This window comes from Amycolatopsis pittospori, from assembly GCF_013870525.1.
Classification (GTDB): domain Bacteria; phylum Actinomycetota; class Actinomycetes; order Mycobacteriales; family Pseudonocardiaceae; genus Amycolatopsis; species Amycolatopsis pittospori.
Genome location: NZ_JACBXD010000050.1, coordinates 12,463 through 35,735, shown reverse-complemented (window position 1 = coordinate 35,735; position 23,273 = coordinate 12,463). Strand labels below are relative to the sequence as shown.

The following is a 23,273-nucleotide window of genomic DNA, read 5'->3' as shown; positions in this document are numbered from 1 at the left end:
TGGCGTGCGGGCGACCGGCAGAACACGCCACCTTTGCCTTTCTGCTCGTTAGAACGACCCTTACCACTCACGACCCACGGACCAAAGTGCTAGCGGTTCGCCCGGTTCACGGCCGAGACGACGGCCCGCAGTGAGGCGGTCACGATCGACGGGTCGATCCCGATACCCCAGAACACGCGGTCGGAGATCGCGCATTCGATGTACGACGCGGCCCGTGCGTCGTCGCCCGGCGTGAGTGTGTGCTCGCTGTAGTCCAGCAGCCGCAGGTCGAAGCCGACGGTCGACAGCGCGTCGAAGAACGCCGCGATCGGGCCGTTCCCGCGGCCGGTGACCTCGTGCTCGTCACCTTCGACCCGCACGGTCGCGGTGATGTCGTACTCGCCGTCCCCGTTGTCCCTGACGTGCTGGCGGACCAGCTCCAGCGGCGTCTTCGGCTCCAGGTACTCTGCCGAGAACGCGTTCCACATCGTGGTCGGGTCGACCTCGCCGCCCTCGGAGTCGGTGTGCCGCTGGACGACCTTCGAGAACTCGATCTGCAGACGCCGCGGCAGGTCGAGCTGGTGCTCGGCCTTCATGATGTAGGCGACGCCGCCCTTGCCGGACTGCGAGTTCACCCGGATCACGGCCTCGTAGCTGCGGCCCAGGTCCTTCGGGTCGACGGGCAGGTACGGGACTTCCCACGGGTGCTCGTCGATCGGGGTCCCCGCCTTGTCGGCGGCGGCCTTCATCGCGTCGAGGCCCTTGTTGATGGCGTCCTGGTGGCTGCCGGAGAACGCGGTGAACACCAGGTCGCCCGCCCACGGGCTGCGCTCGGGTACCGGCAGCTGGTTGCAGTATTCGACGGTCCGCTTGATCTCGTCCATGTCGGAGAAGTCGATCTGCGGGTCGATGCCCTGGCTGTAGAGGTTCATGCCCAGCGCGACCAGGTCGACGTTGCCGGTGCGCTCGCCGTTGCCGAACAGGCAGCCTTCGATCCGGTCGGCACCGGCCTGATAGCCGAGTTCGGCGGCAGCGATGCCGGTGCCGCGGTCGTTGTGCGGGTGCAGCGACAGGATCACCGAGTCGCGGCGCTCCAGGTTGCGGTGCATCCACTCGATGGAGTCGGCGTAGACGTTCGGAGTCGCCATCTCGACGGTGGCCGGCAGGTTCAGGATCACCGGCTTCTCCGGCGTCGGCTGCCAGATCTCGGTGATCGTGTTGCAGACCTCGAGGGCGTAGGACAGCTCGGTGCCGGTGTAGGACTCCGGGGAGTACTGGAAGCGGAAGTCGGTGTCCGGCTGCTTCGCCGCGTAGTCGACGACCAGCTCGGCGGCCTGCGAAGCGATCTTCGTGATGCCGATGCGCTCCTCGCGGAACACGACGCGGCGCTGCAGGATCGACGTCGAGTTGTAGATGTGGACGATCGCGCGCGGCGCACCTTCGAGTGCCTTGAAGGTGCGTTCGATCAGTTCGGGGCGGCACTGGGTCAGCACCTGGATGCTGACGTCGTCCGGGATGGCGCCCTCGTCGATGATCTCGCGGACGAAGTCGAAGTCCGTCTGGGACGCCGCCGGGAAGCCGACCTCGATCTCCTTGTAGCCCATGCGGACCAGCAGGTCGAAGAACTTGCGCTTACGGGCGGGCGACATCGGGTCGATCAGTGCCTGGTTGCCGTCACGCAGGTCCACCGCGCACCACAGCGGGGCTCGGTCGATGCGCTTGTCCGGCCAGGTGCGGTCGGGCAGGTCGATGTCCTCGACCAGGTCGTACCAGGGACGGTAGCGGTGTACGGGCATCGAAGTGCCGCGCTGGGTGTTCCAGGAAGCCTGCTCGGACGGGGCCGGGCGCGTGGGCTTACGGATGCTCATGAGGGGACGGTTCTCCTGAAGAATCGGGTGCGACGACCGGCACCACGAAGCCCCGCGACGGGGAGCCGGTCCGATCAGGCCCCGTCGCGGCAGCGAAGCAGGAGAGCTCGAGCCACGAGGTCACCTTAACCGCGAGATCTCCCGAAAGGAAACCCGGGCCGCGATCGAACCGTGACCAGAGTGGCGCCCATTCGGGTTACTCGCGGGTAGCAATCGGACCTGTGGCCGTGCCACACTGCCCGGCATGGGCGAGCACGCTGAAGAGAAGGAAACCGCAGATCAGAAGACCAGGCGCAGGGTCGACTGGCGGGCGGGCGGCGGGCGCGCGGCCGGGATCCTGGCGGGCGTGGTCCGCTGGGTCGGCCTGATCTTCGCGGCCATCCTGGTGCTGCACGTGGTCTTCGTGATCGGCGAGGCGAACCCCGACAACGGCATCGTTTCGTTCGTCCGAGGCTGGGCCGACGGGCTGCTGCTGGGCTTCAAGGACCTGTTCATGCCGGCCGACGAAAAGCTGCGGGTGCTGATCAACTACGGCATCGCGGCGATCTTCTGGATGGTGGTCTCGGGAATACTCGCCAAGATCATCCGGCGCGCGGGCGGTTCCGCGTAGCTTCGGAGCACTACGCTCGGAAGATGCCCGACCTCAGCCGTCCACAGGCTGCATACGAGATCGTCGCCATCGCGTCTTCGGCGGGCGGGGTCAAGGCACTCATCGAGGTGCTCGGCGCCCTTCCCCCGGATCTTCCCGTGCCCTTGGTCATCGTGCAGCACCTCGACCCCCGCCACGACACCGTTCTCGCCGACATCCTGAACCGCCGGTCCCGGCTGCGGATCCGGCTCGCCGAGCCGGGCGACGTCGTCGAATCCGGCACCGTCTACATCGCGCCGCCGGATCGCCATCTCCTGATGAACCCTGGTGGTGTACTCAGCCTCTCGACGAGCGAACAGGTCAAGTTCGTCCGGCCGTCGGCCGACCTGCTCTTCGAATCCATCGCCGACGTCTACGGCGAGTCGGCTCTGGTCTGTGTCCTGACCGGGACGGGTTCCGACGGCGCGGCGGGGGCCGGAGTGGTGAAGTCCCGGGGCGGTACCGTGGTCTCGGAGGATCCGGAGACCGCCGAATTCAAGGGCATGCCCCAGGCCGTCGTGAAAGCCGTGCCGGTCGATCTCGTGCTCCCGCTGGACGACATCGCCGACGCTCTCGTCGGTCTGGTCAAGGGAACGAGGACGCGATGACCACGCCGGACGGCGAAATCGACCACGGCGGCGAACTCGAGACCCTCCTGTGCTTCATCAGGGATTCCCGCGGTTTCGATTTCACCGGCTACAAGCGGACTTCGCTTGCCCGCCGGATCCAAAAGCGAATGCAGACGGTGAAGATCGCCGGGTATGCGGAGTACCGGGACTACCTGGAGATCAACGCCGAGGAGTTCCTGGAGCTCTTCAACACCATTCTGATCAACGTCACCAGTTTCTTCCGGGATCCCGAGGCGTGGACGTTCCTGCAGACGACCGTCGTCCCCGAACTCGTCGCGAACGTTCCCCCCACCGAGGAGATCCGGATCTGGAGTGCCGGATGTTCGAGCGGCGAGGAGGCCTACTCCCTCGCGATGATGCTCGCGGAGCACCTCGGGATCGAGGAGAGCACCCGGCGGGTCAAGATCTACGGGACCGACGTCGACGAGGAAGCCTTGCGCGAGGCGAGGACCGGTCTGTATTCCTCGAAGGCGCTGGAACGGCTGCCCGAGGAGATGCGGAAGAAGTACTTCGAGGCGAACGGGAACCTGTTCGCCTTCCGGCGCGATCTGCGCCGCCGCGTGATCTTCGGCAGGCACGACATCACGCGTGACGCCCCCATTTCCCGCGTCGACCTGCTCGCCTGCCGCAACACGTTGATGTACTTCAACGTCGAGGCGCAGGCGAAGATCATCGAACGGTTCCATTTCGCGCTCAACGAAGGCGGCCACCTGTTCCTCGGGAAGGCCGAAATGCTTCTGTCCGACGGCGTCCGGTTCGACGTCGCCAACATCCGCAACCGGGTGTTCAAACTGCGAACGGGTGGTAGCACCGTGAGGCCCGTACGCTTCGACGTCCGGGCCGGAGCCGGGGTCCGGGACGCCAACCGACGGCGTCACGTGAGCGAACTCGCCTTGGCCTCCTCGCCCGATTCGGTGCTGGGCATCGATCGCGACGGCACGGTCGCGCTGATCAACGGCTCGGCGAGGCTGCAGTTCGGTCTTTCCTCGAACGACGTGGGCAGGCCGTTCCACGACCTGGAGATCTCGTACCGCCCGATCGAACTCCGGTCCGTCGTCGAGCAGGCGCACAGTGAGCGCCGCAGCGTCCGGGTCGAATCCGTTCGGCGGCAGAAGACCGCCGAAGAGGCGCAGTACTTCGACATCGTCGTCCGGCCACTGCTCACCATCGACGGTGAGGACATCGGCGCCGCGATCACTTTCATCGACACCACTGAAGCCACCAGGCTCCAGCATGAGGTGAAACGCGTGCAGGAAGACTTGGCCACGGCCTACGCCGAGCTCCAATCGACGAACGCCGAACTCGAAACGGTCAACGAGGAACTCCAGTCCAGTATCGAGGAACTGGAGACGACGAACGAGGAACTCCAGTCCACGAACGAGGAACTGGAGACCACCAACGAGGAACTCCAGTCGGGCAACGAAGAACTCGAAACGATGAACGAGGAGATGCGCATCCGCACCGCGGAACTCGACGAGACGCGCATGTTCTTCGAAGGGGTCCTCTCCAGTGTCGAGGCGGGCGTCGTCGTGCTGGACGGCGAACTCCAGGTGCGCAGCTGGAACCGCGGCGCGCAGGAACTCTGGGGCCTGCGGGCCGACGAGGTCTACCGGCAGGAGTTCTTCGGTCTCGACTTCGGCCTGCCGACCGACGGTATCCGCGAGGCCGTCGAGCTCTGCAACGAGAGCGGGCACAGGCCGGGCCAGATCGAGATCGACGCGATGGACCGGCGGGGAAGGCCGCTCGTCATCTCGGTCAGCTGTTCGCCGCTGCGGGGACCGGGCGGCGGGGTCGTGCTGCTGATGGAGAAGCGTCCGAGCCGGTGACTATTTCCGGCGGCCGGCCCTCATCGCGCGCTTCGGCAGCGAGGAGGCCAGATCGGCGGCCGTCATCCGGCGGCTGACGAGCCGCTCGGAAAGCTCGCCGATCCGCTGGTTGTGGCTGCGCGCGTAGCGGCGCAGCAACAGGAACGCCTCGTCCGGCCCGATCTCCAGCCGGGCGGACACCAGTCCCTTGGCCTGTTCGATGATCACGCGGCTGGAGAGCGCGCCCTGCAGCTGCTGGGACGTCGCGGTCAGCCCGGAGATCGCCCGGTGGTTGAGCATCCCGATGGTCGCGACGTCCGCGAGGGCGTTCGCGATCCGCAGGTCGGCCACCGGCAACGGCGCGGTGTCCGTGGTCAGGATCGTCACCGCGCCGAGTACGTCCTCGCGGCGGGCGAACGGGAAAGCGTGGATCGATCGGAAACCGAGCGAGAGAGCGGCCGGAGCCAGCTGTCTCCAGCGCGTCGTCGCCTCTTCGAGGAGCACGTTCACGATCTGCTCCCCGCCGGCCCGGCTTTCGACGCCGGGTCCTTCCTCGTCGAGGATATCGACCAGCGGCGCGGTACCGAGCCGCTCGTCGGTGTGGACGACGACCGGTCGCGCGGCGCGGTCACCGACCGCGGCCAGCCGGACCGAAGACGAGGCGACCAGCTGCGCGTAGCGATCGGCCACACAGAGCCAGTAGCTCGCCGGGTCGAGCGCGGGGACCAGGGTGTCCGCCAGCTCCACCAACGTGTCGGCGACCCATTTTTCGCGATTCTGCATCAGAAATTCGGCCTTCCTGCGTACTGCAGTCTCGTGAGGCTCTTCCAGGCGAGAACGCGTGAGGCGTCAACGCTAGTCCTCTTCGGGAGGTCATGAAAGCGACTGCGCTCAGCCGTTCGGGTCACATCCCCGCGTTCGGCGCGGGCGTAGGCTCACCCCATGTGGGACGGCACCGGCGGTCGATACGACCCGTCGGCCCTGCGCAGACTGGTCGAAACGGAGCATGGGCGGGCGGACCGCGCGGCGAAGGTGGCCAGGCGGCACGAGGGCCTGACGGAGACGGCCATCGAGTCCATGCGGCAGTTCCACCAGCGAATGGCGGAGCTCCACCGCGCCACCGAGCGTAAGCACCGCGCCGCCGCGGACCTGCACGCCGGCTATGCCGACGCGGTGAAGAGCTGGGCGTCCGGGCCCGAGGACCCGGGCGGTGTCCCCCCGGCGTTCATGGCCGCGGTGGCCGAGGCGTCCGGCATCCGGAGCCTCGCGGTGACCTTGTTCCACATCGGCGAGAGCGACGCGTCGGTGGTCGTGTCGGATCCCGTCGCCGCCAAGGCGAACGATCTGGAGTACGTCCTCGGCGAAGGGCCCTCACGGGAAAGACCCTTCAAACCGGGGGTCTGCGGCGAGCCGGAGCTTTCGAGCCGATGGCCCCAGTTCGGCCCCGCCGCACGGGAACTCGGGGTCCGTGCGGTGGTTTCGGCCCAGCTGGGCCTGGTGGAAGCCCCGATGGGGACCCTCACCGCGTACCGGCCCGAGTCCGCGCCGAACGCCGAGGTGGCCCGTTCCGTGGGGGTGCTGGCCGAAGCCCTCACCGCCACCGCGCTGCACCCGGCCGTCCGCCTCGACGGTGTCGACGGCCTTCCCGTGCATCCCCTGTTCGGTGACGTGGATCTGCGTGTCGTGGTGCATCAGGCGACCGGGGTGGTGATGACCACCCACCAGTGCTCGGCCGCGGACGCGCTGGACCTCATCCGCGCGCACGCCTTCGCCCGGAACGAGAGCCTCACCGAACTCGCGTACGCGATCGTGAAGAGGACGTACAAGCTCACCTGACGCAGAGCCGCTCGTACGCTTCAGCGGCGGTCTTCGGGTCGTCGGCGCAGAACTTCACGACGTCGACCGTGGCCGTCTTCCCCAGTGGGCGGGTCACCGTGATCGGCTCCCTCAGTTCCACGACGAGGTTCGTCTCGTAGGCGTTGTCGTGGCTGATCATCATCCGGCCCACGAACGTCCTCGTCTTGGTCGGATCGTGGCTCTCCTTCAGGTGCCGCAGGCTCACGATGTTCTCCACCGGCATCCGGACGTCGTAGAACGAGCTGTAACGCATCCGCACCTCGCGCGGCGAGATCACGTGCGGCCGGACCACGGTGCCCGCGTAGACGCCGAAGACCAGCAGAACCGAGTAGACGCCGAGCGCGAGCAGCAGCAGGTCGACGACGAGGCCGAAGTCGATCAGCCAGAACAGACCCGCCTCGAACCCGCTGACCACGGTGAACACGATGAAGGTCGCCTTGCCCGAACCGTGGTAGGGCACGGCCACCGCGTCCTCGCCGACCCCGTCCCGGCGTTTGCGGAAGTAGAGCCAGAGGCCGGCCATGGTGCGGGCCTCGTTCCGGAAATGACTGCGTAAAGCCCCCATACCCCCAGGTTAGCGATCGAAGTGGGTCAGAAGCCGCAAAGCGTCGGCCGAAGCGGCGTCCTGCGGGGTGTAGATCTCCAGCCGGTGATCGGGGCTGTCGGGCTGGAGCCAGACCTGGTAGTCGACGTCCACCGCGCCGATCGTGGGGTGTCGCAGACGCATGGGCCCGACGGTGCAGTCGGCGACGTCACCGGTCGCCCACAGCGTCGCGAAGTCGTCGCTGCGCATGGTCAGTTCGCCGATGAGCCCGGCGAGGCGGGCGTCGGTGGGGTAGCGGCCCGCAGTCAAGCGCAGGTAGGCGACGTGGACCTTCGCGAGCTCGGCCCGGTTCCGGTACAGATCGCGGGTGAGCGGGTCGAGGAAGAACATCCTCGGGAGGGACGGGCGCCGTTCCGGGTCCCGCGGCGCGTCGAACGCGATGTGGGAGGCCATGAGCGCGTTGCCGGCGTGGTTCCACGCGAGCACGTCGCCGCGACGGCCGAAGACGAGGGCGGGCACGGCCTCGCCGAGGTTCTCCAGAAGCGCGAGGACCCGGGGATGCGGGTCTTCCGGCCCAGGGTCGGACAGCCTCGGAAGGGCGGACCGTTGGGCGAGGTTGTGCAGGTGGCCGGTTTCGACGTCGTCGAGCCGGAGCGCGCGGGCGAGCGCGTCGAGCACCTGCTGGGACGCCGTGTCGGCCAGGCCCTGTTCCAGCCGCGTGTAGTACCCGGCGCTCACCCCGGCGAGCTGGGCGAGTTCCTCGCGGCGCAAGCCCGGCACACGGCGTGAAGTGCCGTAGGTGCGCAGGCCGATCTCACCGGGCGTCACCCGGTCGCGGCGGCTCTTCAGGAACATCCCCAGGCTTTCCATGTCTCCGAGCCTAAGCGCGCCGGGCCGGTCCGTGGGTGTACCTGCTGGGGGTACCCACGACACGGGGATGGCCGGCGGCCGGACGTCGTTCCACTGTCAGCCTCATGACTCGACAGAACACCCGGGCCTGGTTCGGCCTCCTGGTGATCCTTTGCCCGGTGCTCCTGGTCTCGATGGACGGGTCGATCCTGTTCCTCGCGATGCCCAGGATCAGCCAGGCGCTCACGCCGTCGGCCGATCAGGCGCTGTGGATCCTCGACGTCTACGGCTTCGCGGTCGGCTCGCTGCTCATCGCCTTCGGTGCCATCGGAGACCGCTACGGCCGCCTGAAACTGCTGATGATCGGGGCCTCCGTATTCGGCGCGGCCTCGATCGGGGCGGCGTTCGCCCCGAGCCCGGAACTGCTCATCGCGTTCCGCGCGCTGATGGGGCTGGCGGGTGCGACGCTGCTGCCGTCGGCACTGGCGGTGCTGAGCGAACTGTTCACCGATCCTCGGCGCCGTGCCCAGGCGATCGGCGTCTTCGCGGCCGCGTTCGCCGCCGGGTTCGCGATCGGCCCGGTCGTCGGCGGTGCCCTGCTGGAGCGGTTCTGGTGGGGTTCGGTCTTCCTGGTCAACCTGCCGGTGATCGCGGTGTTCCTGCTGCTCGCGCCGGTCCTGCTGCGGGAGGTCCGGGCCGGCGGGGAAGGCCGTGTCGACGCGCTGAGCGTGGCGCTTTCCGCTCTCGGGTTGCTTCTGGCGATCTACGGCGTCAAGCACACGGCCGCCGAAGGCCCGTCCGTCGTCGCGGTGGCCGCGGGGATCGCCGGCGTCGTCCTGGTGGTGTGGTTCGTCCGCCGCCAGCTGACCCTCGACCGGCCGCTGATCGAGTTCTCCCTGTTCCGCGACCGGGTCTTCACGATCGCGATCGTGACCGGGCTGCTGCCACTGGCCGCGTGGTCGGCGGCGGCCTACCTGGCGGGCATCCATCTGCAGTCCGTCCTCGGCCTGGCCGTCCTGGACGCGGCGCTGCTGGCGTTGCCGGGCGCGGTGGTGCTCACGGCGATGTGCGTCGTCACCCCGGTACTGGTCGACCGCGTCGGCAAGAAGGCGGCGCTGATCCTCTGTCACTTCTCCATCGCCGCCGGTCTGCTGCTGTTGCTCCTGACCGGCGTCTCGGGCGGGGCTGGCTGGTACGTCGCCTCGACGGTCGTCGCGGGTGTCGGTTACGGCATCTCGTTCAGTGTGGTGGCGGACACGGCCGTCGCCGCCGTCCCCGCCGAGCGGGCGGGTGCGGCGGGCGCGATCGCGGAAACCAGCAACGAGATCGGCAACGCGCTCGGGATCGCGCTGATGGGCTCGCTCGCCGCCCTGGTGTTCCGCCTCGCCGGTCCCGATCTCGCCCCGACCCTCGACGAAACGCTCCAGGTGCCCGGCATCGCGCCCGCGGTCGCTGCTGACGCGAAGGCGGCCTTCGTCACCGGGCTCCACACGGTCGTCGTGGTGCTGAGCCTGCTGCATGTCGCTCTAGGAGTACTCGCACTGCGCTGGCTCCCTCAGTCGGAGAAGGCGCTGGAGCCCCAGGTGTCCGCGTAGGCGAACTCCGCGAGCGAGATGCGCTCTCGGGGTGCCTTCTCACGCTCGATCCGCCAGTCCTCTTCGAGCACCGAGGGATCAGCGGGCGAGCCGACGGCGATGGCGACCTTCGGGACGACGTCGTCCGGGAGCTCGAAGAAGTCCTTCGCGGCGTCGGCGGAGAAGCCCGCCATCTGGTGCGCGATCAGCCCGAGTTCGACGGCCTGGAGCACGAGGTTCTCGCTCGCGAGCCCCAGCCCGTACTCGGCGTAGGGGACGTCGCCCTTCTCGTTCGTGGTGACCATCACGCCGATCAGCAGCAGACCGGCGCGATGCGCCCACGCGCGGTTGCCCGAGTTGAGCGTCGAGAGGATCCGGTCGAACGACGGCGTCCCCCGCAGGCCGACGAGGTAGCGGGCGGGCTGGGTGTTGCCGAACGAAGGTGCCCATCTGGCCGCTTCGAGCAGCGCGCGGAGCTGCTCTTCGGTGACGATGGCGGCCTCGTCGTAGGCGCGAGGACTCCATCGGTGGGCCATGATCGACGCGATCGGGGTACTCGTGTCGGCGGGTTTGCGCATCGAGGGACCATAACAAGGGGTGCTCTCCGTCACTAAAGTGAAAGCCCTCCTACTATTTCGTTGGTGTTAAGGAAAATTTACTTCCAAGAGTCCTCGAACTGGTGGTCAGGACCACTTACGAGGGTGGCGGGCGTGCGTGACCCCGGTAGGCTTTCGCCCAAATAAGGGACGCGGGGGCTCCTCGGTGCCCACCAGGAGCACGCCCGGCCCGTCGAGGAGGTTCGGGCGTGGCCCTCGTGGTCCAGAAGTACGGCGGTTCGTCGCTGGAAAGTGCCGACCGGATCAAACGCGTCGCGGAACGCATCGTCGCCACCAAGAAGGCGGGCAACGACGTCGTCGTCGTCTGCTCCGCCATGGGAGACACGACGGACGAGTTGCTCGACCTGGCTCAGCAGGTCAACCCGGCACCGCCGGAGCGCGAGATGGACATGCTGCTCACCGCGGGTGAGCGCATCTCCAACTCGCTGGTGGCGATGGCGATTTCGGCGCAGGGTGCGGAGGCGTGGTCGTTCACCGGTTCGCAGGCCGGAGTGGTGACGACGTCGGTGCACGGCAACGCGCGGATCATCGACGTCAGCCCCAGCCGCGTCACCGAAGCCCTCGACCAGGGCTACATCGCGCTGGTGGCCGGTTTCCAGGGCGTGTCGCAGGACACCAAGGACATCACCACCCTCGGCCGCGGCGGTTCGGACACCACCGCCGTCGCGCTGGCCGCGGCGCTGAACGCCGACGTCTGCGAGATCTATTCCGATGTGGACGGTGTGTACACCGCCGATCCCCGGGTCGTGCCGGACGCCCGCAAGCTCGACACCATCGCCTACGAGGAGATGCTCGAACTCGCCGCCAGCGGTTCGAAGATCCTGCACCTGCGCTCGGTGGAGTACGCGCGCCGCTACGGCGTCCCGATCCGAGTCCGTTCTTCCTACAGTGACAAGCCGGGCACCACGGTGACCGGTTCTATCGAGGAGATCCCCGTGGAACAAGCGTTGATCACCGGTGTGGCGCACGACCGCTCCGAAGCGAAGATCACGGTGACCGGCGTGCCCGACACCGCCGGCGCCGCCGCCAAGATCTTCCGCGTGATCGCCGACAACGAGATCGACATCGACATGGTGCTGCAGAACGTTTCCAGCACGTCGTCCGGCCGGACCGACATCACCTTCACGCTTTCGAAGGCCAACGGGGCGAAAGCCGTGCAGTCGCTGGAAAAGATCAAGGGCGACATCGGTTTCGAATCGGTCCTCTACGACGACCACGTCGGCAAGGTGTCGCTCGTCGGCGCGGGGATGCGTTCGCACCCCGGTGTCACGGCGACGTTCTGCGAGGCGCTCGCCCAGTCGGGCGTGAACATCGAGATCATCAACACTTCGGAGATCCGGATCTCGGTCCTGATCCGGGACGCGCAGCTCGACGACGCGGTGCGCGCGATTCATGACGCATTCGAACTCGGCGGCGACGAAGAAGCCGTCGTCTACGCGGGGAGTGGTCGCTGATGGCTGACGGGTTGCGAGTAGGAGTCGTCGGGGCGACCGGCCAGGTCGGCGGCGTGATGCGCCGTCTGCTGGCCGAACGGGGTTTCCCGGTCGCCGAAATGCGGTACTTCGCCTCGGCGCGGTCCGCCGGCTCGAAGCTTTCTTGGCAGGACGAGGAAATCGTCATCGAGGACGCGACGACCGCCGATCCGTCCGGTTTGGACATCGCGCTGTTCTCGGCCGGCGGCTCGACCTCCAAGGCGCAGGCGGAGCGGTTCGCCGCGGCCGGTGCCACGGTGATCGACAACTCGTCCGCGTGGCGGATGGACCCGGACGTCCCGCTGGTCGTCAGCGAGGTCAACCCCGAGGCGATCAAGGAAGCGCGCAAGGGGATCATCGCGAACCCCAACTGCACCACCATGGCCGCGATGCCGGTGCTCAAGCCGCTGCACGCCGAGGCGGGCCTGGTGCGGCTGGTCGCCAGCACCTACCAGGCGGTGTCCGGCAGCGGACTCGCCGGCGTCGAGGAACTGGAAGGCCAGCTGGCCGCGGCCGCGCCGAACGCGGGCGAACTGACCCACGACGGCGCGGCGGTGAAGTTCCCCGAGCCCAAGAAGTACGCGCGCACCATCGCGCACAACGTCCTCCCGCTGGCCGGGTCCATTGTGGACGACGGCGAGTTCGAGACGGACGAAGAGAAGAAGTTCCGCAACGAGAGCCGCAAGATCCTGAGCATCCCGGAACTGCGGGTGTCCTGCACCTGCGTGCGGGTGCCGGTGTTCTCGGGACACTCGATCTCGATCAACGCCGAGTTCGCGCAGCCGCTCTCGGTCGCCCGCGCGACCGAGCTGCTGACCGGTGCCGCGGGCGTCGAACTGTCGGACATCCCGACGCCGCTCCAGGCCGCCGGCCAGGACCCGTCCTACGTCGGGCGCCTGCGCACCGACCCGGGCGTCGAGGGCGGTCGCGGTCTCGCGCTGTTCCTTTCGAACGACAACCTGCGGAAGGGCGCGGCGCTCAACGCCGTCCAGATCGCCGAGCTGGTCGCCGCGAACGCCTGACGCTCCGTTCGCATCCAGAGGACTACTTGCGCCGAGGAGTGGTCCGGGCCCCGTGCAATGAACGGCCCGTTACTTGCAAAATTTGCAAGTAACGGGCCGTTCATTGCACGCGCGGCCCGAGGACCACCGCATTTAGAGGACTAAACGCGGTGACTCAGGGCTTCGTGGCCCCGAAGCAGGCCGCGTAGCGCGTAGCAAGGAACTCGCCCCGCGCGTCCCCGCTATAGGCCCACATCCCGCCGTCGGCCCGCGTCCCCAAGAACCGGAACTGCTCGACGGCTTCGTCGAAGCGCGCGTTCTCCACGAGCGCCTTCGCCGCGTACGCCCGGTCCGAGCGCGTCGCAGCGGCATCGCGGCCTTCGCCGTTGAGCCAGGCGACGATCCCGTCGAGTGCGTCGGTGACTCGCGGGTCACGCCACGCGGGAACGTCGCGGAACTCGGATTCGTGCGCGGCGACCAGTAGCAGCGGAGCCAGCTTCGGAGACTTCGCCGCGGCGGTCTGGGCGAACTCCCACATCAGCTCGTCCGAGCCGAACCATTTCGGGCACCAGTACTGCAGTGCCCGCGAGTGCGCGCCGCGATGCTGCGGGTCGCGCGCGACTAGTTCCGCCCACACCGCCCGGTACTGGTCGTTCTCGTACTGCCGCCCCATCGCGATCGCGAGCGCGGTCACCCACGGCGTCGGATCCTCGGGAGCGAGCGCGGCCGCCTCGTGCACGGCCTCCTCCGCCTGCTCCAGGATCCGGAAGAACGCGGTGAACTGCTCCTCGGTGACGTGCTTCGCCTGCAGCCCGCTGCGCACCTCCCATGCCACGTGCACCAGCGACTCCGCGTTGACGAGCGCCGCGCCCGGATCGCCGGGGCGGGCCTTCCGCCACGCCCGCAGCCATTCGTCGTCCTGCGCGGCGGCCTCGCCGAGAGCGGCGTTCACCGTGTTGCGGCGGTCCCAGTTCCCCCAGGTCCCGGCCAGGAGAGCGGCGGCGCCTTCCCAGTCGCCGCGGGCGGTCGACTCCAGGACGGCGAGGATCTCTTCGTCGGTCCAGTACTCCTTCGTCGAAACCTCGTTGTCGGCCGGGAGGCCCCAGCGCGTGACGTCGGGGATCTTGCCCTTGAACTTGGACTTCTCCGGCGGCAGCATCGCGGCGAGCTCTTCCGGCGTCATCACGTCGGTGAGTTCGTCGACGCTGATGCCGCGTCGCTTCGCCTCTTTCATCAGCGCGAAGACGGCCTTGCGTTCACGGGATTTGAGCAGCCAAAGCATGGAAACTCCTTAGGAACGAACAAGAGTGGGTGACGGCCGGTAGCCGGTGGACACCCCGGCGGCCGTCAGCAACGCGCGCAGCGGCGCGGTGTCGGATTCGGCCGCGGTGGCCTTGTCGAGCGCGGGCGACAGCTGCTCCTCGAACGGTTCGTCGAGGGTGAAAGGCGCCGGGCCGGACCAGGACAGCGACCACCGGGCCACACCCACGTCGGTGAGCGCGGCGTAGACGACGATCCCCAGCCGCCGTCGGACCGAGACGGCGGCGAACTCGCGCCGGGCACGCGCGCCGACACCGGCGGGCGGATTCTCGTCAGGGTCGGCCAGTTCTTCGTGCCTCCCCGCGTCGAGCAGGTCCAGAGCCATGTCGAGAGTGCGTTCGCCCAGGATCTCGACGGCGGCTTCGACGGCGACATGACGGCGGCCGAGGGCGACCAGGGAGTCCCAGTCCGTTCGCCGCTTCGTGTGCGCCTCGTCGGAGAACACGGTGAAAAGCGCCTCGTCGAGCATCTTCTCGGCGCCGGTCAGCAGATCGCTCGCCGGACGTTCGCCGCCAGGGCGGACCGGGAACGACTGAGCGGCTTCGAGCTTCGCGACGCGGTCTCGAGTGGCCGGGTGGGTGTCCCAGCGCGACGTCTTGTCCTCGGACGGGTTCCGCCGCATTTCCTCCATCTGCTCGGCCCGGGTCGGGTCGGTGAGCAGCGCGCGGTAACCCTCGCCGAAGCGGGCGGGGAGATAGCCCGCGTCCCAGCCGATAGCGGCGTAGTTGTTCATGAAGAACCGCCACGTGACGGCCAGCGCTTCGATCTCCCGTAGCGCGGAGGCCGCCGCTTCGGTGCCGGCGAGACGCGCGGAGACGGCGTCGGCGGCGAGTTCCTGCGCTCGGCAGACGCTCATCGAGACGGCGAAATACAGCTTCGCGTACTGCCTGAAGAGCCAGCCGACGAAGCGCTCGAAATAGCCTTCGCGGCCGAGGCCGTTGACGACCCGCGCGACCGACTTCCGTCCGCGATAGGTCAACGCGGAGAACCGGGTGTCCTTGTTGCTGTAGTGCCCGAGTTCGTGCGCGAGCACCGCGCGGAACTGGTCCTGGCGCAGCCCCATGACGAGCGGGACGCCGATGATCATCCGGCGGCGAAGCACGCGCAGCCCGAGCCACGACGTCCGCTCCATGACCGCGGCGTTGACGTCCGGATCGAGGTAGATCTCGTCCGGCGGCCGGGTACCGGCCTCGGCCGCCAGCTCACGGACCAGCGCCCAGAGCGCGGGCTGGGAATCCGGCGTCACCTCGACACCCGGGACGTCGTCGTCGGTCGCCCGCTCGACGGTGAGCAGGGTCTTGAGCAGGATCCACCCGACCGGGACGGTGACGATGCCGAGCTTCACCGCCGTGAAAACGTTGTGCTGGAACGCCAGCACCTCGAGCGCCACGATCCCGCCGACGAATGCCAGCACGAGCAGCGGGAACCCCGCCAGCAGGACGGCAGCGAGCAGCCCACGAAAAGACTTCACTGTGAAACGGACCTTCCCCAGAGTTGGTGTACCCCCGACACCGAGCGCTCATTGTGCCCGAATCACCCGCCGGGGCCGATCACTTTTCGAATACGATCGACGACTTCGCGATGAACATCACCTCACGCGTGGTAGTCGCGTGTGGACTGTCCACTGTGGAGTCTGGTAATTGCCTTGTCCGGTTCGTCCGGCCGGTGCATGCTCGACGACGACAAAACGTTTTCCACGAAGGGAAAGTCATGTACACGGCGGTCGAAGGCGCACGAGTCCCGATCCGGATGTGGGCGGACCCCGCATCGGTCGAGGACCAGGCCATGCGACAGCTGCACAACGTCGCCAACCTGCCGTGGGTGCACGGCGTCGCGGTCATGCCCGACGTCCACTACGGCAAGGGTGCGACCGTCGGCAGCGTGATCGCGATGCGCGACGCCGTGTCCCCGGCCGCCGTCGGCGTCGACATCGGCTGTGGGATGAGCGCGGTGCGGACCTCGCTCACCGCCGCGGATCTGCCCGACGACCTGCTGAAGCTGCGCCGCCGGATCGAATCGGCCGTCCCGGTCGGTTTCGGCCTGCACAAGACGCCGGTGAACCCGGCGAAGGTGCACGGTGTCGGTGGCTGGGACGCCTTCTGGAAGTCCTTCGGCGACCTGCACACCGGCGTCCAGGACCTGCACGACCGCGCGGCGCGCCAGATCGGGAGCCTCGGTGGCGGTAACCACTTCATCGAGGTCTGCCTCGAACAGGGCGGCGACGACGAAGGCCGCGTCTGGCTGATGCTGCATTCGGGTTCGCGCAACATCGGCAAGGAACTCGCGGAACGCCATATGGCCGTCGCGCGGAAGCTGCCGCACAACGCCGACCTGCCGGATCCGGACCTCGCGGTGTTCGTCGCGGGCACACCGGAAATGCAGGCGTATCGGCGCGACCTGTTCTGGGCGCAGGACTACGCGGCGCGCAACCGGGCCACCATGGTCGCGCTCGTGAAGCAGGCGCTGAAGGACGTCGTCCCGCAGACGACGTTCGACGACGCGATCTCCTGCCACCACAACTACGTGGCCGAAGAGACCTACGACGACGTCGAACTGCTGGTGACCCGCAAGGGTGCGATCCGCGCGGGTTCGGGTGACCTCGGGATCATCCCGGGCAGCATGGGTACCGGTTCGTACATCGTGCGAGGCCTCGGGAACGCGTCGTCCTTCCAGTCCGCGTCGCATGGCGCGGGACGCCGGATGTCGCGGAACAAGGCCAAGAAGCTGTTCACCGCCGAAGACCTCGCCGCGCAGACCGCCGGCGTGGAATGCCGCAAGGACTCCGGTGTGGTGGACGAGATCCCGGCCGCGTACAAGGACATCGAAACGGTGATCAAGGCGCAGACCGACCTTGTCGAGGTGGTCGCGCACCTGAAGCAGGTCATCTGCGTGAAGGGCTGAATTACCGGGCGGTTCGTGGGTGGTGGGCGGAGAACCCGACATACCACCCACGAAATCGCTACGCTGGATTTCATGAAGAGGTTGGGAATCGCGGCGCTGACGGTGGCCGCCGGGCTCGCGTTGGCGGGCTGCGAAGACGTCACGAACGCGGTCGATCAGACGAACAAGGCCGCGACCAAGGTCAGCGCGTGTGCCGAGGCACTCAGCCTCGCCGACCTCAACCCGGACCCGGCGAAGCTCAAGGAGCGGGCCGCGGACAAGGAACGGCGGCTGCGTGAATTGGCGGCCAGCGTCGGCGAGCAGGACGTCGCTGGCGCGCTCACCGGTATGGCCGATTCGTACCTGCAGGCCCAGAAGGAGAACATCCAGGACGCGGGCAAGATCGCGGACTGGACCAAGCGCAACATCGACCGGCTCGACGCCCTCCGCAAGGTCTGCGCCTAGACACCGCTCGCCTTTGTCAAGGGGTAGGGCACGGGTCGTGTCCCGTGCCGGCCGTTGCGTCCGGCTGCGTGGCGGGTGTTGCGAAAGCCACTTTCGCAACCTTCAACGTTGCGAAAGTGGCTTTCGCAACACAGACGGTGGGCGGGCAAGAGGGTCGCGAGCGGTAAAGACGGTTAGAACGACCCTTGCCACTCACGACCCGCGGCTGCCCCAGACACCCCTCGCGTTTCGTCCTCTGAATGCGGTAGATGCATGCGCAAGTACCGCATTCAGAGGACGAAACGCGTCAGGAGGAGGCGAGAGCGGGTACTGGGGCGGCGGGAGTGCGGGAGCGCCGCCAGAAGAGGCCCAGCGAAGCGATCGCCAGCGCGCCGAGCGCCGAAGCCGCGAAGCCCCAGCCTGGGCTGGAGTGGTCGATCACGAACCCGATGATCGGGCTTCCGACGGCCAGGCCGATCCGGCTGGCCGCGTCCAGCAGTCCCATCGCCTCGCCGCGCACCCTCGGCGGTGCGGCCGCGCTGACCGTCTCCGTGCTGGCCGCGAGCGTCGGCGCGCACAGCACGTTGCTCGGGAACAGCACGATCGCCAGCAGCCACCACGGGTGGTCGATCAGGCCGACCGGCAGCGTGAGCACGGCGAGCAGCACCATCAGCGTGCCCTGCGAAAGCGAGCGCCGGACGGCGCCGTGGATCGCCCCGCCGATGACGGACGCGATGCACATGAGCGTGATCAGCAGTCCGGTCCAGGCGATGTCGCCGCTGGCGCGCACCGTCGCCAGCGCCGCGAGTTCCATCCCGACCAGGCAGAACAGCGCGCCGGCCGCGATGAACATCGCCATCACCAGACGTCCGCCGAGCCAGCTCCGCACCGGCGGCCGCTCGCCGGTGGACGCCTCGGCGTCGGCTTCGGCGCGGATCGGCGGGTTCTGCCGGTAGATCAGCGTCGCCGACACCGCGAAGCAGACCCCGATACCGGTGAGCGCGTAGACGGCGGGCAGCTGGGTGATCGCCATGATCCCGGCCGACGGCCCGATCATGAACGACGCTTCGACGAAGATCGTGTCCAGCGAGTACGCCGCGCGCCGCTGCTCCAGCGGGACGAGTGCGGTCAGCACCAGCCGTGCCAGCGTCCCGGCGGGCACCGAAAGCACACCCGCCGGGAGCGCGACCGCCAGCAGGACCGGGTACGGCAGATGTGGCGCGCCGACCCAGAACGCCGTCGAGGCCACGCCGCAGACGGCGACGACGGGCCGTAGCCCGTAGCGGTCGACGTACCGGCCGACCAGAGGAGCTCCGAACGCGCTGCCGAGCGTGGTGGCGGCGCCGATCAGCCCGGCCGCTCCGTAGCCGCGGCCGAGGTCGTTGACCACGTACAGCGTCATCGTCACGCCCATGGCCGTCATCGGGAGCCGCGCCAGGAACATCAGCAACATCGAACTGGGAACTCCGGGCACGGCTAACACGCGACGGTACGGAGCGAGGGCCATACGTCCGATGAGAGCGCAGCGTGGTACGCGCGTGCAACTTTATTTCCTGGTGACAGACGCCACTTTCGGGCGCGAATGCCAGGTCAGCGGGCCTGTCGCTCACCCAACCCGGGGTGTTTTCTTGACTGATTCCAGAATACGCGGGAGGGTGAGGGGGCCATGGATCACCAGCGAAGCCCCCGTGCGGGCGACCTCAAGGCGGCCGGTCTCCGGATCACCGCGCCGCGGGTCGCCGTGCTCGAATGGCTGGCCGAACATCCGCACACCACCGCCGACCAGGTCGCGGCGGGCGTGCGCGACGTCCTCGGCTCCGTGTCGACCCAGGCCGTCTACGACGTGCTGGGAGCGTGCACAGGCGCGAAGCTGGTGCGGCGGATCGAGCCCGCCGGTCACCCGGCACGGTTCGAAACGCGCATCGGGGACAACCATCACCACCTGGTCTGCCGGAGCTGCGGGCGAACCGAGGACGTGGACTGCGTGCACGGTTCGGCGCCTTGTCTGGAGCCCACCGTCACGGCGGGTTTCGCGATCGACGAGGCCGAAGTCGTCTTCTGGGGGACCTGTCCCGACTGCACTGACCGCTCCACCACCACGAAACAGGAGGCAACGGCGTGACTTTGCCGACCACGAACAACGTGGGCATCCCCGTCGCGAGCGACAACGACTCGCTGACCTTGGGCGCCAACGGCCCGATCCTGCTCCAGGACCACTACCTGATCGAGAAGAACGCCCAGTTCAACCGCGAGCGCGTCCCCGAGCGCGTCGTGCACGCCAAGGGTGGTGGCGCGTTCGGCTTCCTCGAGGTCACCGAGGACGTCAGCCAGTACACGAAGGCCGCGCTGTTCCAGCCGGGTGTGCGCACCGAGAGCGTCGCCCGCTTCTCGTCGGTCGCCGGGGAGAACGGTTCGCCCGACACCTGGCGCGATCCGCGTGGTTTCGCGCTGAAGTTCTACACCTCCGAGGGCAACTACGACCTCGTCGGCAACAACACCCCGGTGTTCTTCATCCGCGACCCGATCAAGTTCCCGGACTTCATCCACTCGCAGAAGCGCCGCGCCGACAACCACCTGCGCGACCACGACATCCAGTGGGACTTCTGGACGCTCCGGACCGAGTCGGCGCACCAGGTCACCTGGCTGATGGGCGACCGTGGCATCCCGTCGAACTGGCGCGAGATGGACGGCTTCGGCTCGCACACCTACCTGTGGGAGAACGCCGGCGGCGAGAAGTTCTGGGTCAAGTACCACTTCAAGACCGACCAGGGCATCGGCTACCTGCCGCAGGCCGACGCGGATCGCATCGCGGGCGAGGACTCGGACTACTACATCCGCGACCTGTTCAAGAACATCGAAAAGGGCAACCATCCGAGCTGGACGGTGTACGTCCAGGTGATGCCGTACGCCGACGCCGCGGACTATCGCTTCAACCCGTTCGACCTGACCAAGGTGTGGCCGAAGGGCGACTACCCGCTGATCAAGGTCGGCCGCTGGGTGCTGGACCGCAACCCGGAGAACTACTTCGCGCAGATCGAGCAGGCCGCGTTCGAGCCGTCCAACCTGGTGCCGGGCATCGGGCCGTCGCCGGACAAGATGCTCCAGGGCCGTCTGTTCGCCTACCCGGACGCGCACCGCTACCGGATCGGCGCGAACTACACCCAGCTGCCGGTCAACGCGGCGAAGTCCCCGGTGAACAGCTACTCGCGCGACGGCGCGATGCGCTACAACAACCCGGGCGACCCGGTCTACGCGCCGAACTCCAAGGGCGGCCCGCACGCGAACGCGGAGATCGCCTCCGAGACCTCGTCGAACTACGGCGTCGAGGACGAGGTCATCCGGTCGGCGTACAAGCTCCACGCCGAGGACGACGACTTCGGCCAGCCGGGGACGCTGGTGCGCGAGGTGATGGACGACGAGCAGCGTGAGCGGCTCGCGAACAACATCATCGGCCACGCTTCGAACGACGTCTCCCAGCCCGTGCTGGAACGCGTCTTCGAGTACTGGCGGAACGTCGACAAGGACCTCGGCGACAAGGTCGCGGACGCTTTCCGCAAGTAGAAACGTCTCTTTTCGAAGAGGCTGCTCCCACCACGAACGGCCCGGTACGCGTCATCCCCCGCGTACCGGGCCGTTCCATGTCCCCACTCGCATGTGAAGCCAGAAGATGGCGTGGCGTGCGTGGGGGACAACCCGAGTGGAGCAGTGCGACACGCCTGTCCGACGGAGTGATGAAGCTAAACAATCACCGTTTACACCGCTGTGGGTGAACGAACCGCACTACCGTGTCGATCGGTCACAGGTGGTCATAAAACGGATCGATAATGATGATCTTCAGGGGGACGCACAAGATTTCGACGTTAATCAATTGTGGGGTTCTTCGCGGATAATGAATCCGGCACGTAAGGGTTAGAAAATGGCTCCAACCGGTGATCGGGTGGTGTTCGGCCGATACGGCGGGTATCGATTTACCTCGTTAGGTCCCAGAGGCCAGGAGGTAAGGGAATGAAAGGCAACATTGCCCGGACGATTGCCGCGGTCGCCGCAGGCAGTCTGTTGGCGGTGGCCTCAGCCGGCGCCGCAACGGCTAGCACCGATGGTGGGAAGGGTTCGTCGAACACGCAGGCGCTGGCCGCGCAGGTCCTGCAGATGCGTGACGGCCTCACCAAGGTGGCCTACGCCGGTGACGTCGCGAAGACCCGGGCGGACTTGGACAAGCTGAGCCCCGTCCTCGGCGACATCGCCGCAGGCAAGCGCTATCAGATCCAGACCGAAACGCAGAAACTCGGCGACCTGGCCAAGGGTCGTTCCGACGAGTCCAGCAGGCTGCTGACCGACCCGACGGCCAAGGCGCGCCAACTGCCGCCGTTGCCGGTGCCGATCCCGTCGCTCCCGGACCTGCCCGGGCCGCTGAAGATCGTCAGTGACCTCGTGAAAGCCCTGCTGGCTGCCGTGACCGGCATCCTGGGCGGCCTGCTCGGCGGACTCCCTGTCCCGCCGCTGCCGGTTCCGCCGTTGCCGCTCCCCACGCCCTAGACCGCGGGAGTCGTCTGGTTCCGCCGTGCAGGGCGGCGGGCCACGATATGGGGGCCGAAGCCCGAGTGGGGACATTCCTCCCCACTCGGGCTTCGGCTTCACCTCGGTGCGAGACCCAGGCGCAGCGCGCCCGCGGCTTCGGCGGTCGCCTCACGGAACCGGCGGCCGACGCCGAGGAAGTTGATGTACCCGTGGATCAGGTCCGGCTGGCGGCTGAGCGCCACCGGTACCCCGGCCTTCCGCAATTTCTCCGCGTAAGCCTCGCCCTCGTCGCGCAGCGGATCGAATCCGGCCGTCGCGATATACGCGGGCGGCAATCCGGAAACGTCGCCGTGCAGCGGGGACAGTTTCGGGTTGTACAGATCGGTGCCCTTCGGCACGTAATGCCCTTCGAACCAGGTCATGTCCGAGTCGGTCAGGAACAGGTCCTCGGCGAACAATTCCCGCGAACGCCGTCGCACGGTGAAATCGGTCGCCGGATAGAACAGCAGCTGAAACGCCGGGACCCCGCCGCCGCGTTTCACGGCCTGCTGCGCGGTCACCGCCGCGAGGTTCCCGCCCGCGCTGTCGCCGCCGACGGCGATGCGCGCCGGGTCGGCACCCAGGTCGCGTGCCTTCGCGTGGGCGTACTCGAAAGCCGCGATCGCGTCTTCGGTCGCGCCGGGGAACTGTGTTTCCGGGGCGAGCCGGTATTCCACCGAAAGGACTCGCACGCCGGCCTGTTTCGCCAGGTAGCGGACGGTGTTGTCATGGGAGACGCGGCTGCCGACCACCCAGCCACCGCCGTGGAAGAACACCAGCAGTCCGGACGGATCCGGCAGTCCGGCCGGGGTGTAGAGCGTCGCGGGGACGTCGCCGTCACCCGTCGGTATGAGCAGCTCCCGGGTGGCGACCGGTTCGATGGGCTTTCCGCTGACCAGGTGACGGCTCGCCAGGAGCAGGCTGCGCGACTCCTCGACGCTGCCTCGCACCAGTGAGGCCTTCGCGAGCTTCTGCAGCCGCAGCAGAAGCTGGGCGTCGAGCGCGAGTTCCTGCCCGTCCAGGCGGAGCGGCGGTCCGGCGATGGCCCTTCTGACCGGGCTCGGGAGCCAGAACGCGAGCTGGGAGAACGCGGCCTCGGCACGGATCTGGAGCGGTATCGCCATGCTTCCTCCTGGTGGGACTTCCGGTCAGGTTACTTGCGAGTAGGTAGGTCGTCCAGCGGTGACGTGGCCCTTTGCGTCGAACGGGTGTGACGCAGGCAACCGTTCCAGATCGTGGTCCTCCACTT

General features: G+C 67.8%; 21 protein-coding genes. 12 read left to right on the top strand and 9 right to left on the bottom strand.

The features are described 5' to 3' along the window. Nucleotides 1-89: 89 nt before the first annotated feature. Nucleotides 90-1,847 carry a 2-isopropylmalate synthase gene (leuA, locus tag H5J31_RS25460; RefSeq protein ID WP_181775160.1) on the bottom strand — a complete coding sequence of 586 codons (1,758 nt, stop codon included), beginning with the start codon at nucleotides 1,845-1,847 and terminating at the stop codon, nucleotides 90-92. A 244-nt stretch (nucleotides 1,848-2,091) separates the two neighbouring features. Here leuA and H5J31_RS25455 point away from each other — a divergent pair, with 244 nt between their 5' ends. Genes H5J31_RS25455 through H5J31_RS25445 form a run of 3 tightly spaced genes read left to right on the top strand, consistent with a single transcriptional unit; the run spans nucleotide 2,092 to nucleotide 4,930 of the window. Further along, nucleotides 2,092-2,457 carry a hypothetical protein gene (locus H5J31_RS25455; RefSeq protein WP_181775159.1) on the top strand — a complete coding sequence of 122 codons (366 nt, stop codon included), beginning with the start codon at nucleotides 2,092-2,094 and terminating at the stop codon, nucleotides 2,455-2,457. Between the two features lie 23 nt (nucleotides 2,458-2,480). Then, nucleotides 2,481-3,083, top strand: coding sequence for a chemotaxis protein CheB (locus H5J31_RS25450; RefSeq protein ID WP_181775158.1), 603 nt, complete (start codon nucleotides 2,481-2,483; stop codon nucleotides 3,081-3,083). Continuing rightward, entirely contained in the window at nucleotides 3,080-4,930 is a 1,851-nt protein-coding gene (locus H5J31_RS25445) for a CheR family methyltransferase (RefSeq protein WP_181775157.1), read from the top strand. The genes H5J31_RS25450 and H5J31_RS25445 overlap by 4 nt, the downstream gene beginning before the upstream one ends. On the opposite strand, the gene H5J31_RS25440 is transcribed toward H5J31_RS25445, so the two are convergent. Then, nucleotides 4,931-5,692, bottom strand: coding sequence for a GAF and ANTAR domain-containing protein (locus tag H5J31_RS25440; RefSeq protein ID WP_181775156.1), 762 nt, complete (start codon nucleotides 5,690-5,692; stop codon nucleotides 4,931-4,933). A gap of 159 nt (nucleotides 5,693-5,851) precedes the next feature. Here H5J31_RS25440 and H5J31_RS25435 point away from each other — a divergent pair, with 159 nt between their 5' ends. After that, nucleotides 5,852-6,745 carry an ANTAR domain-containing protein gene (locus tag H5J31_RS25435; RefSeq protein WP_181775155.1) on the top strand — a complete coding sequence of 298 codons (894 nt, stop codon included), beginning with the start codon at nucleotides 5,852-5,854 and terminating at the stop codon, nucleotides 6,743-6,745. Here the strand turns inward: H5J31_RS25435 and H5J31_RS25430 are convergent. Further along, complete coding sequence (locus H5J31_RS25430) at nucleotides 6,738-7,331, bottom strand: hypothetical protein (RefSeq protein ID WP_236005381.1); 594 nt, start codon at nucleotides 7,329-7,331, stop codon at nucleotides 6,738-6,740. The two genes, H5J31_RS25435 and H5J31_RS25430, sit on opposite strands and share 8 nt — an antisense overlap. Nucleotides 7,332-7,340: 9 nt before the next feature. Further along, the gene (locus H5J31_RS25425) at nucleotides 7,341-8,180 is read right to left on the bottom strand and encodes a helix-turn-helix transcriptional regulator (protein WP_181775154.1); all 840 of its coding nucleotides are present in this window, start codon (nucleotides 8,178-8,180) and stop codon (nucleotides 7,341-7,343) included. A 104-nt stretch (nucleotides 8,181-8,284) separates the two neighbouring features. Between H5J31_RS25425 and H5J31_RS25420 the strand changes: the two genes are divergently transcribed. After that, on the top strand, nucleotides 8,285-9,754 hold the full coding sequence (locus H5J31_RS25420) for an MFS transporter (protein ID WP_181775153.1): 1,470 nt from the start codon (nucleotides 8,285-8,287) through the stop codon (nucleotides 9,752-9,754). On the opposite strand, the gene H5J31_RS25415 is transcribed toward H5J31_RS25420, so the two are convergent. Then, nucleotides 9,715-10,311: a nitroreductase family protein gene (locus H5J31_RS25415; RefSeq protein ID WP_181775152.1), complete on the bottom strand. Its 597-nt coding sequence runs from the start codon at nucleotides 10,309-10,311 to the stop codon at nucleotides 9,715-9,717. The two genes, H5J31_RS25420 and H5J31_RS25415, sit on opposite strands and share 40 nt — an antisense overlap. Before the next feature lie 227 nt (nucleotides 10,312-10,538). Between H5J31_RS25415 and H5J31_RS25410 the strand changes: the two genes are divergently transcribed. Both H5J31_RS25410 and H5J31_RS25405 read left to right on the top strand, forming a co-directional pair. Next, nucleotides 10,539-11,804, top strand: coding sequence for an aspartate kinase (locus tag H5J31_RS25410; RefSeq protein WP_181775151.1), 1,266 nt, complete (start codon nucleotides 10,539-10,541; stop codon nucleotides 11,802-11,804). After that, nucleotides 11,804-12,844 (top strand): aspartate-semialdehyde dehydrogenase, encoded by a 1,041-nt coding sequence (locus tag H5J31_RS25405; RefSeq protein ID WP_181775150.1) that lies wholly within the window; start codon nucleotides 11,804-11,806, stop codon nucleotides 12,842-12,844. Before H5J31_RS25410 ends, H5J31_RS25405 begins: the two co-directional genes overlap by 1 nt. Nucleotides 12,845-12,998: 154 nt before the next feature. Here the strand turns inward: H5J31_RS25405 and H5J31_RS25400 are convergent, their stop codons facing one another. Beyond that, nucleotides 12,999-14,105 carry a DUF4034 domain-containing protein gene (locus H5J31_RS25400; RefSeq protein ID WP_181775149.1) on the bottom strand — a complete coding sequence of 369 codons (1,107 nt, stop codon included), beginning with the start codon at nucleotides 14,103-14,105 and terminating at the stop codon, nucleotides 12,999-13,001. Between the two features lie 9 nt (nucleotides 14,106-14,114). Further along, nucleotides 14,115-15,614, bottom strand: a complete 1,500-nt coding sequence (locus H5J31_RS25395; RefSeq protein WP_181775148.1) for a M48 family metalloprotease — start codon at nucleotides 15,612-15,614, stop codon at nucleotides 14,115-14,117. Nucleotides 15,615-15,853: 239 nt separating this feature from the next. Between H5J31_RS25395 and H5J31_RS25390 the strand changes: the two genes are divergently transcribed. Together H5J31_RS25390 and H5J31_RS25385 are read left to right on the top strand one after the other, a co-directional pair. Then, the gene (locus H5J31_RS25390; protein WP_181775147.1) at nucleotides 15,854-17,044 is read left to right on the top strand and encodes an RtcB family protein; all 1,191 of its coding nucleotides are present in this window, start codon (nucleotides 15,854-15,856) and stop codon (nucleotides 17,042-17,044) included. 72 nt (nucleotides 17,045-17,116) lie between these two features. After that, nucleotides 17,117-17,488: a hypothetical protein gene (locus H5J31_RS25385; RefSeq protein WP_181775146.1), complete on the top strand. Its 372-nt coding sequence runs from the start codon at nucleotides 17,117-17,119 to the stop codon at nucleotides 17,486-17,488. Between the two features lie 286 nt (nucleotides 17,489-17,774). On the opposite strand, the gene H5J31_RS25380 is transcribed toward H5J31_RS25385, so the two are convergent. Then, nucleotides 17,775-18,920 (bottom strand): MFS transporter, encoded by a 1,146-nt coding sequence (locus H5J31_RS25380; RefSeq protein ID WP_181775178.1) that lies wholly within the window; start codon nucleotides 18,918-18,920, stop codon nucleotides 17,775-17,777. 213 nt (nucleotides 18,921-19,133) lie between these two features. Between H5J31_RS25380 and H5J31_RS25375 the strand changes: the two genes are divergently transcribed. From H5J31_RS25375 to H5J31_RS25365, 3 genes are all read left to right on the top strand, one after another. Next, a complete protein-coding gene (locus H5J31_RS25375; protein WP_181775145.1) occupies nucleotides 19,134-19,589 on the top strand; it encodes a Fur family transcriptional regulator in 456 nt (151 codons plus the stop codon). Then, the gene (locus H5J31_RS25370) at nucleotides 19,586-21,028 is read left to right on the top strand and encodes a catalase (RefSeq protein WP_181775144.1); all 1,443 of its coding nucleotides are present in this window, start codon (nucleotides 19,586-19,588) and stop codon (nucleotides 21,026-21,028) included. The genes H5J31_RS25375 and H5J31_RS25370 overlap by 4 nt, the downstream gene beginning before the upstream one ends. Before the next feature lie 444 nt (nucleotides 21,029-21,472). After that, nucleotides 21,473-22,003 carry a hypothetical protein gene (locus H5J31_RS25365; RefSeq protein WP_181775143.1) on the top strand — a complete coding sequence of 177 codons (531 nt, stop codon included), beginning with the start codon at nucleotides 21,473-21,475 and terminating at the stop codon, nucleotides 22,001-22,003. A 98-nt stretch (nucleotides 22,004-22,101) separates the two neighbouring features. On the opposite strand, the gene H5J31_RS25360 is transcribed toward H5J31_RS25365, so the two are convergent. Next, nucleotides 22,102-23,148 carry an alpha/beta hydrolase gene (locus H5J31_RS25360; protein WP_181775142.1) on the bottom strand — a complete coding sequence of 349 codons (1,047 nt, stop codon included), beginning with the start codon at nucleotides 23,146-23,148 and terminating at the stop codon, nucleotides 22,102-22,104. Between the last annotated feature and the right edge of the window lie 125 nt (nucleotides 23,149-23,273).

Excerpts from the sequence above, each read along its gene's own strand:
- H5J31_RS25360 (WP_181775142.1), bottom strand. The coding sequence starts at position 23,148 with ATGGCGATACCGCTCCAGATCCGTGCCGAGGCCGCGTTCTCCCAGCTC.
- H5J31_RS25400 (WP_181775149.1), bottom strand. The coding sequence starts at position 14,105 with ATGCTTTGGCTGCTCAAATCCCGTGAACGCAAGGCCGTCTTCGCGCTG.
- H5J31_RS25455 (WP_181775159.1), top strand. The coding sequence starts at position 2,092 with ATGGGCGAGCACGCTGAAGAGAAGGAAACCGCAGATCAGAAGACCAGG.
- H5J31_RS25435 (WP_181775155.1), top strand. The coding sequence starts at position 5,852 with ATGTGGGACGGCACCGGCGGTCGATACGACCCGTCGGCCCTGCGCAGA.
- H5J31_RS25450 (WP_181775158.1), top strand. The coding sequence starts at position 2,481 with ATGCCCGACCTCAGCCGTCCACAGGCTGCATACGAGATCGTCGCCATC.
- H5J31_RS25375 (WP_181775145.1), top strand. The coding sequence starts at position 19,134 with ATGGATCACCAGCGAAGCCCCCGTGCGGGCGACCTCAAGGCGGCCGGT.
- H5J31_RS25380 (WP_181775178.1), bottom strand. The coding sequence starts at position 18,920 with ATGTTGCTGATGTTCCTGGCGCGGCTCCCGATGACGGCCATGGGCGTG.
- H5J31_RS25365 (WP_181775143.1), top strand. The coding sequence starts at position 21,473 with ATGAAAGGCAACATTGCCCGGACGATTGCCGCGGTCGCCGCAGGCAGT.
- H5J31_RS25420 (WP_181775153.1), top strand. The coding sequence starts at position 8,285 with ATGACTCGACAGAACACCCGGGCCTGGTTCGGCCTCCTGGTGATCCTT.
- H5J31_RS25390 (WP_181775147.1), top strand. The coding sequence starts at position 15,854 with ATGTACACGGCGGTCGAAGGCGCACGAGTCCCGATCCGGATGTGGGCG.
- H5J31_RS25405 (WP_181775150.1), top strand. The coding sequence starts at position 11,804 with ATGGCTGACGGGTTGCGAGTAGGAGTCGTCGGGGCGACCGGCCAGGTC.
- H5J31_RS25385 (WP_181775146.1), top strand. The coding sequence starts at position 17,117 with ATGAAGAGGTTGGGAATCGCGGCGCTGACGGTGGCCGCCGGGCTCGCG.
- H5J31_RS25440 (WP_181775156.1), bottom strand. The coding sequence starts at position 5,692 with ATGCAGAATCGCGAAAAATGGGTCGCCGACACGTTGGTGGAGCTGGCG.
- H5J31_RS25445 (WP_181775157.1), top strand. The coding sequence starts at position 3,080 with ATGACCACGCCGGACGGCGAAATCGACCACGGCGGCGAACTCGAGACC.
- H5J31_RS25415 (WP_181775152.1), bottom strand. The coding sequence starts at position 10,311 with ATGCGCAAACCCGCCGACACGAGTACCCCGATCGCGTCGATCATGGCC.
- H5J31_RS25425 (WP_181775154.1), bottom strand. The coding sequence starts at position 8,180 with ATGGAAAGCCTGGGGATGTTCCTGAAGAGCCGCCGCGACCGGGTGACG.
- leuA (WP_181775160.1), bottom strand. The coding sequence starts at position 1,847 with ATGAGCATCCGTAAGCCCACGCGCCCGGCCCCGTCCGAGCAGGCTTCC.
- H5J31_RS25430 (WP_236005381.1), bottom strand. The coding sequence starts at position 7,331 with ATGGGGGCTTTACGCAGTCATTTCCGGAACGAGGCCCGCACCATGGCC.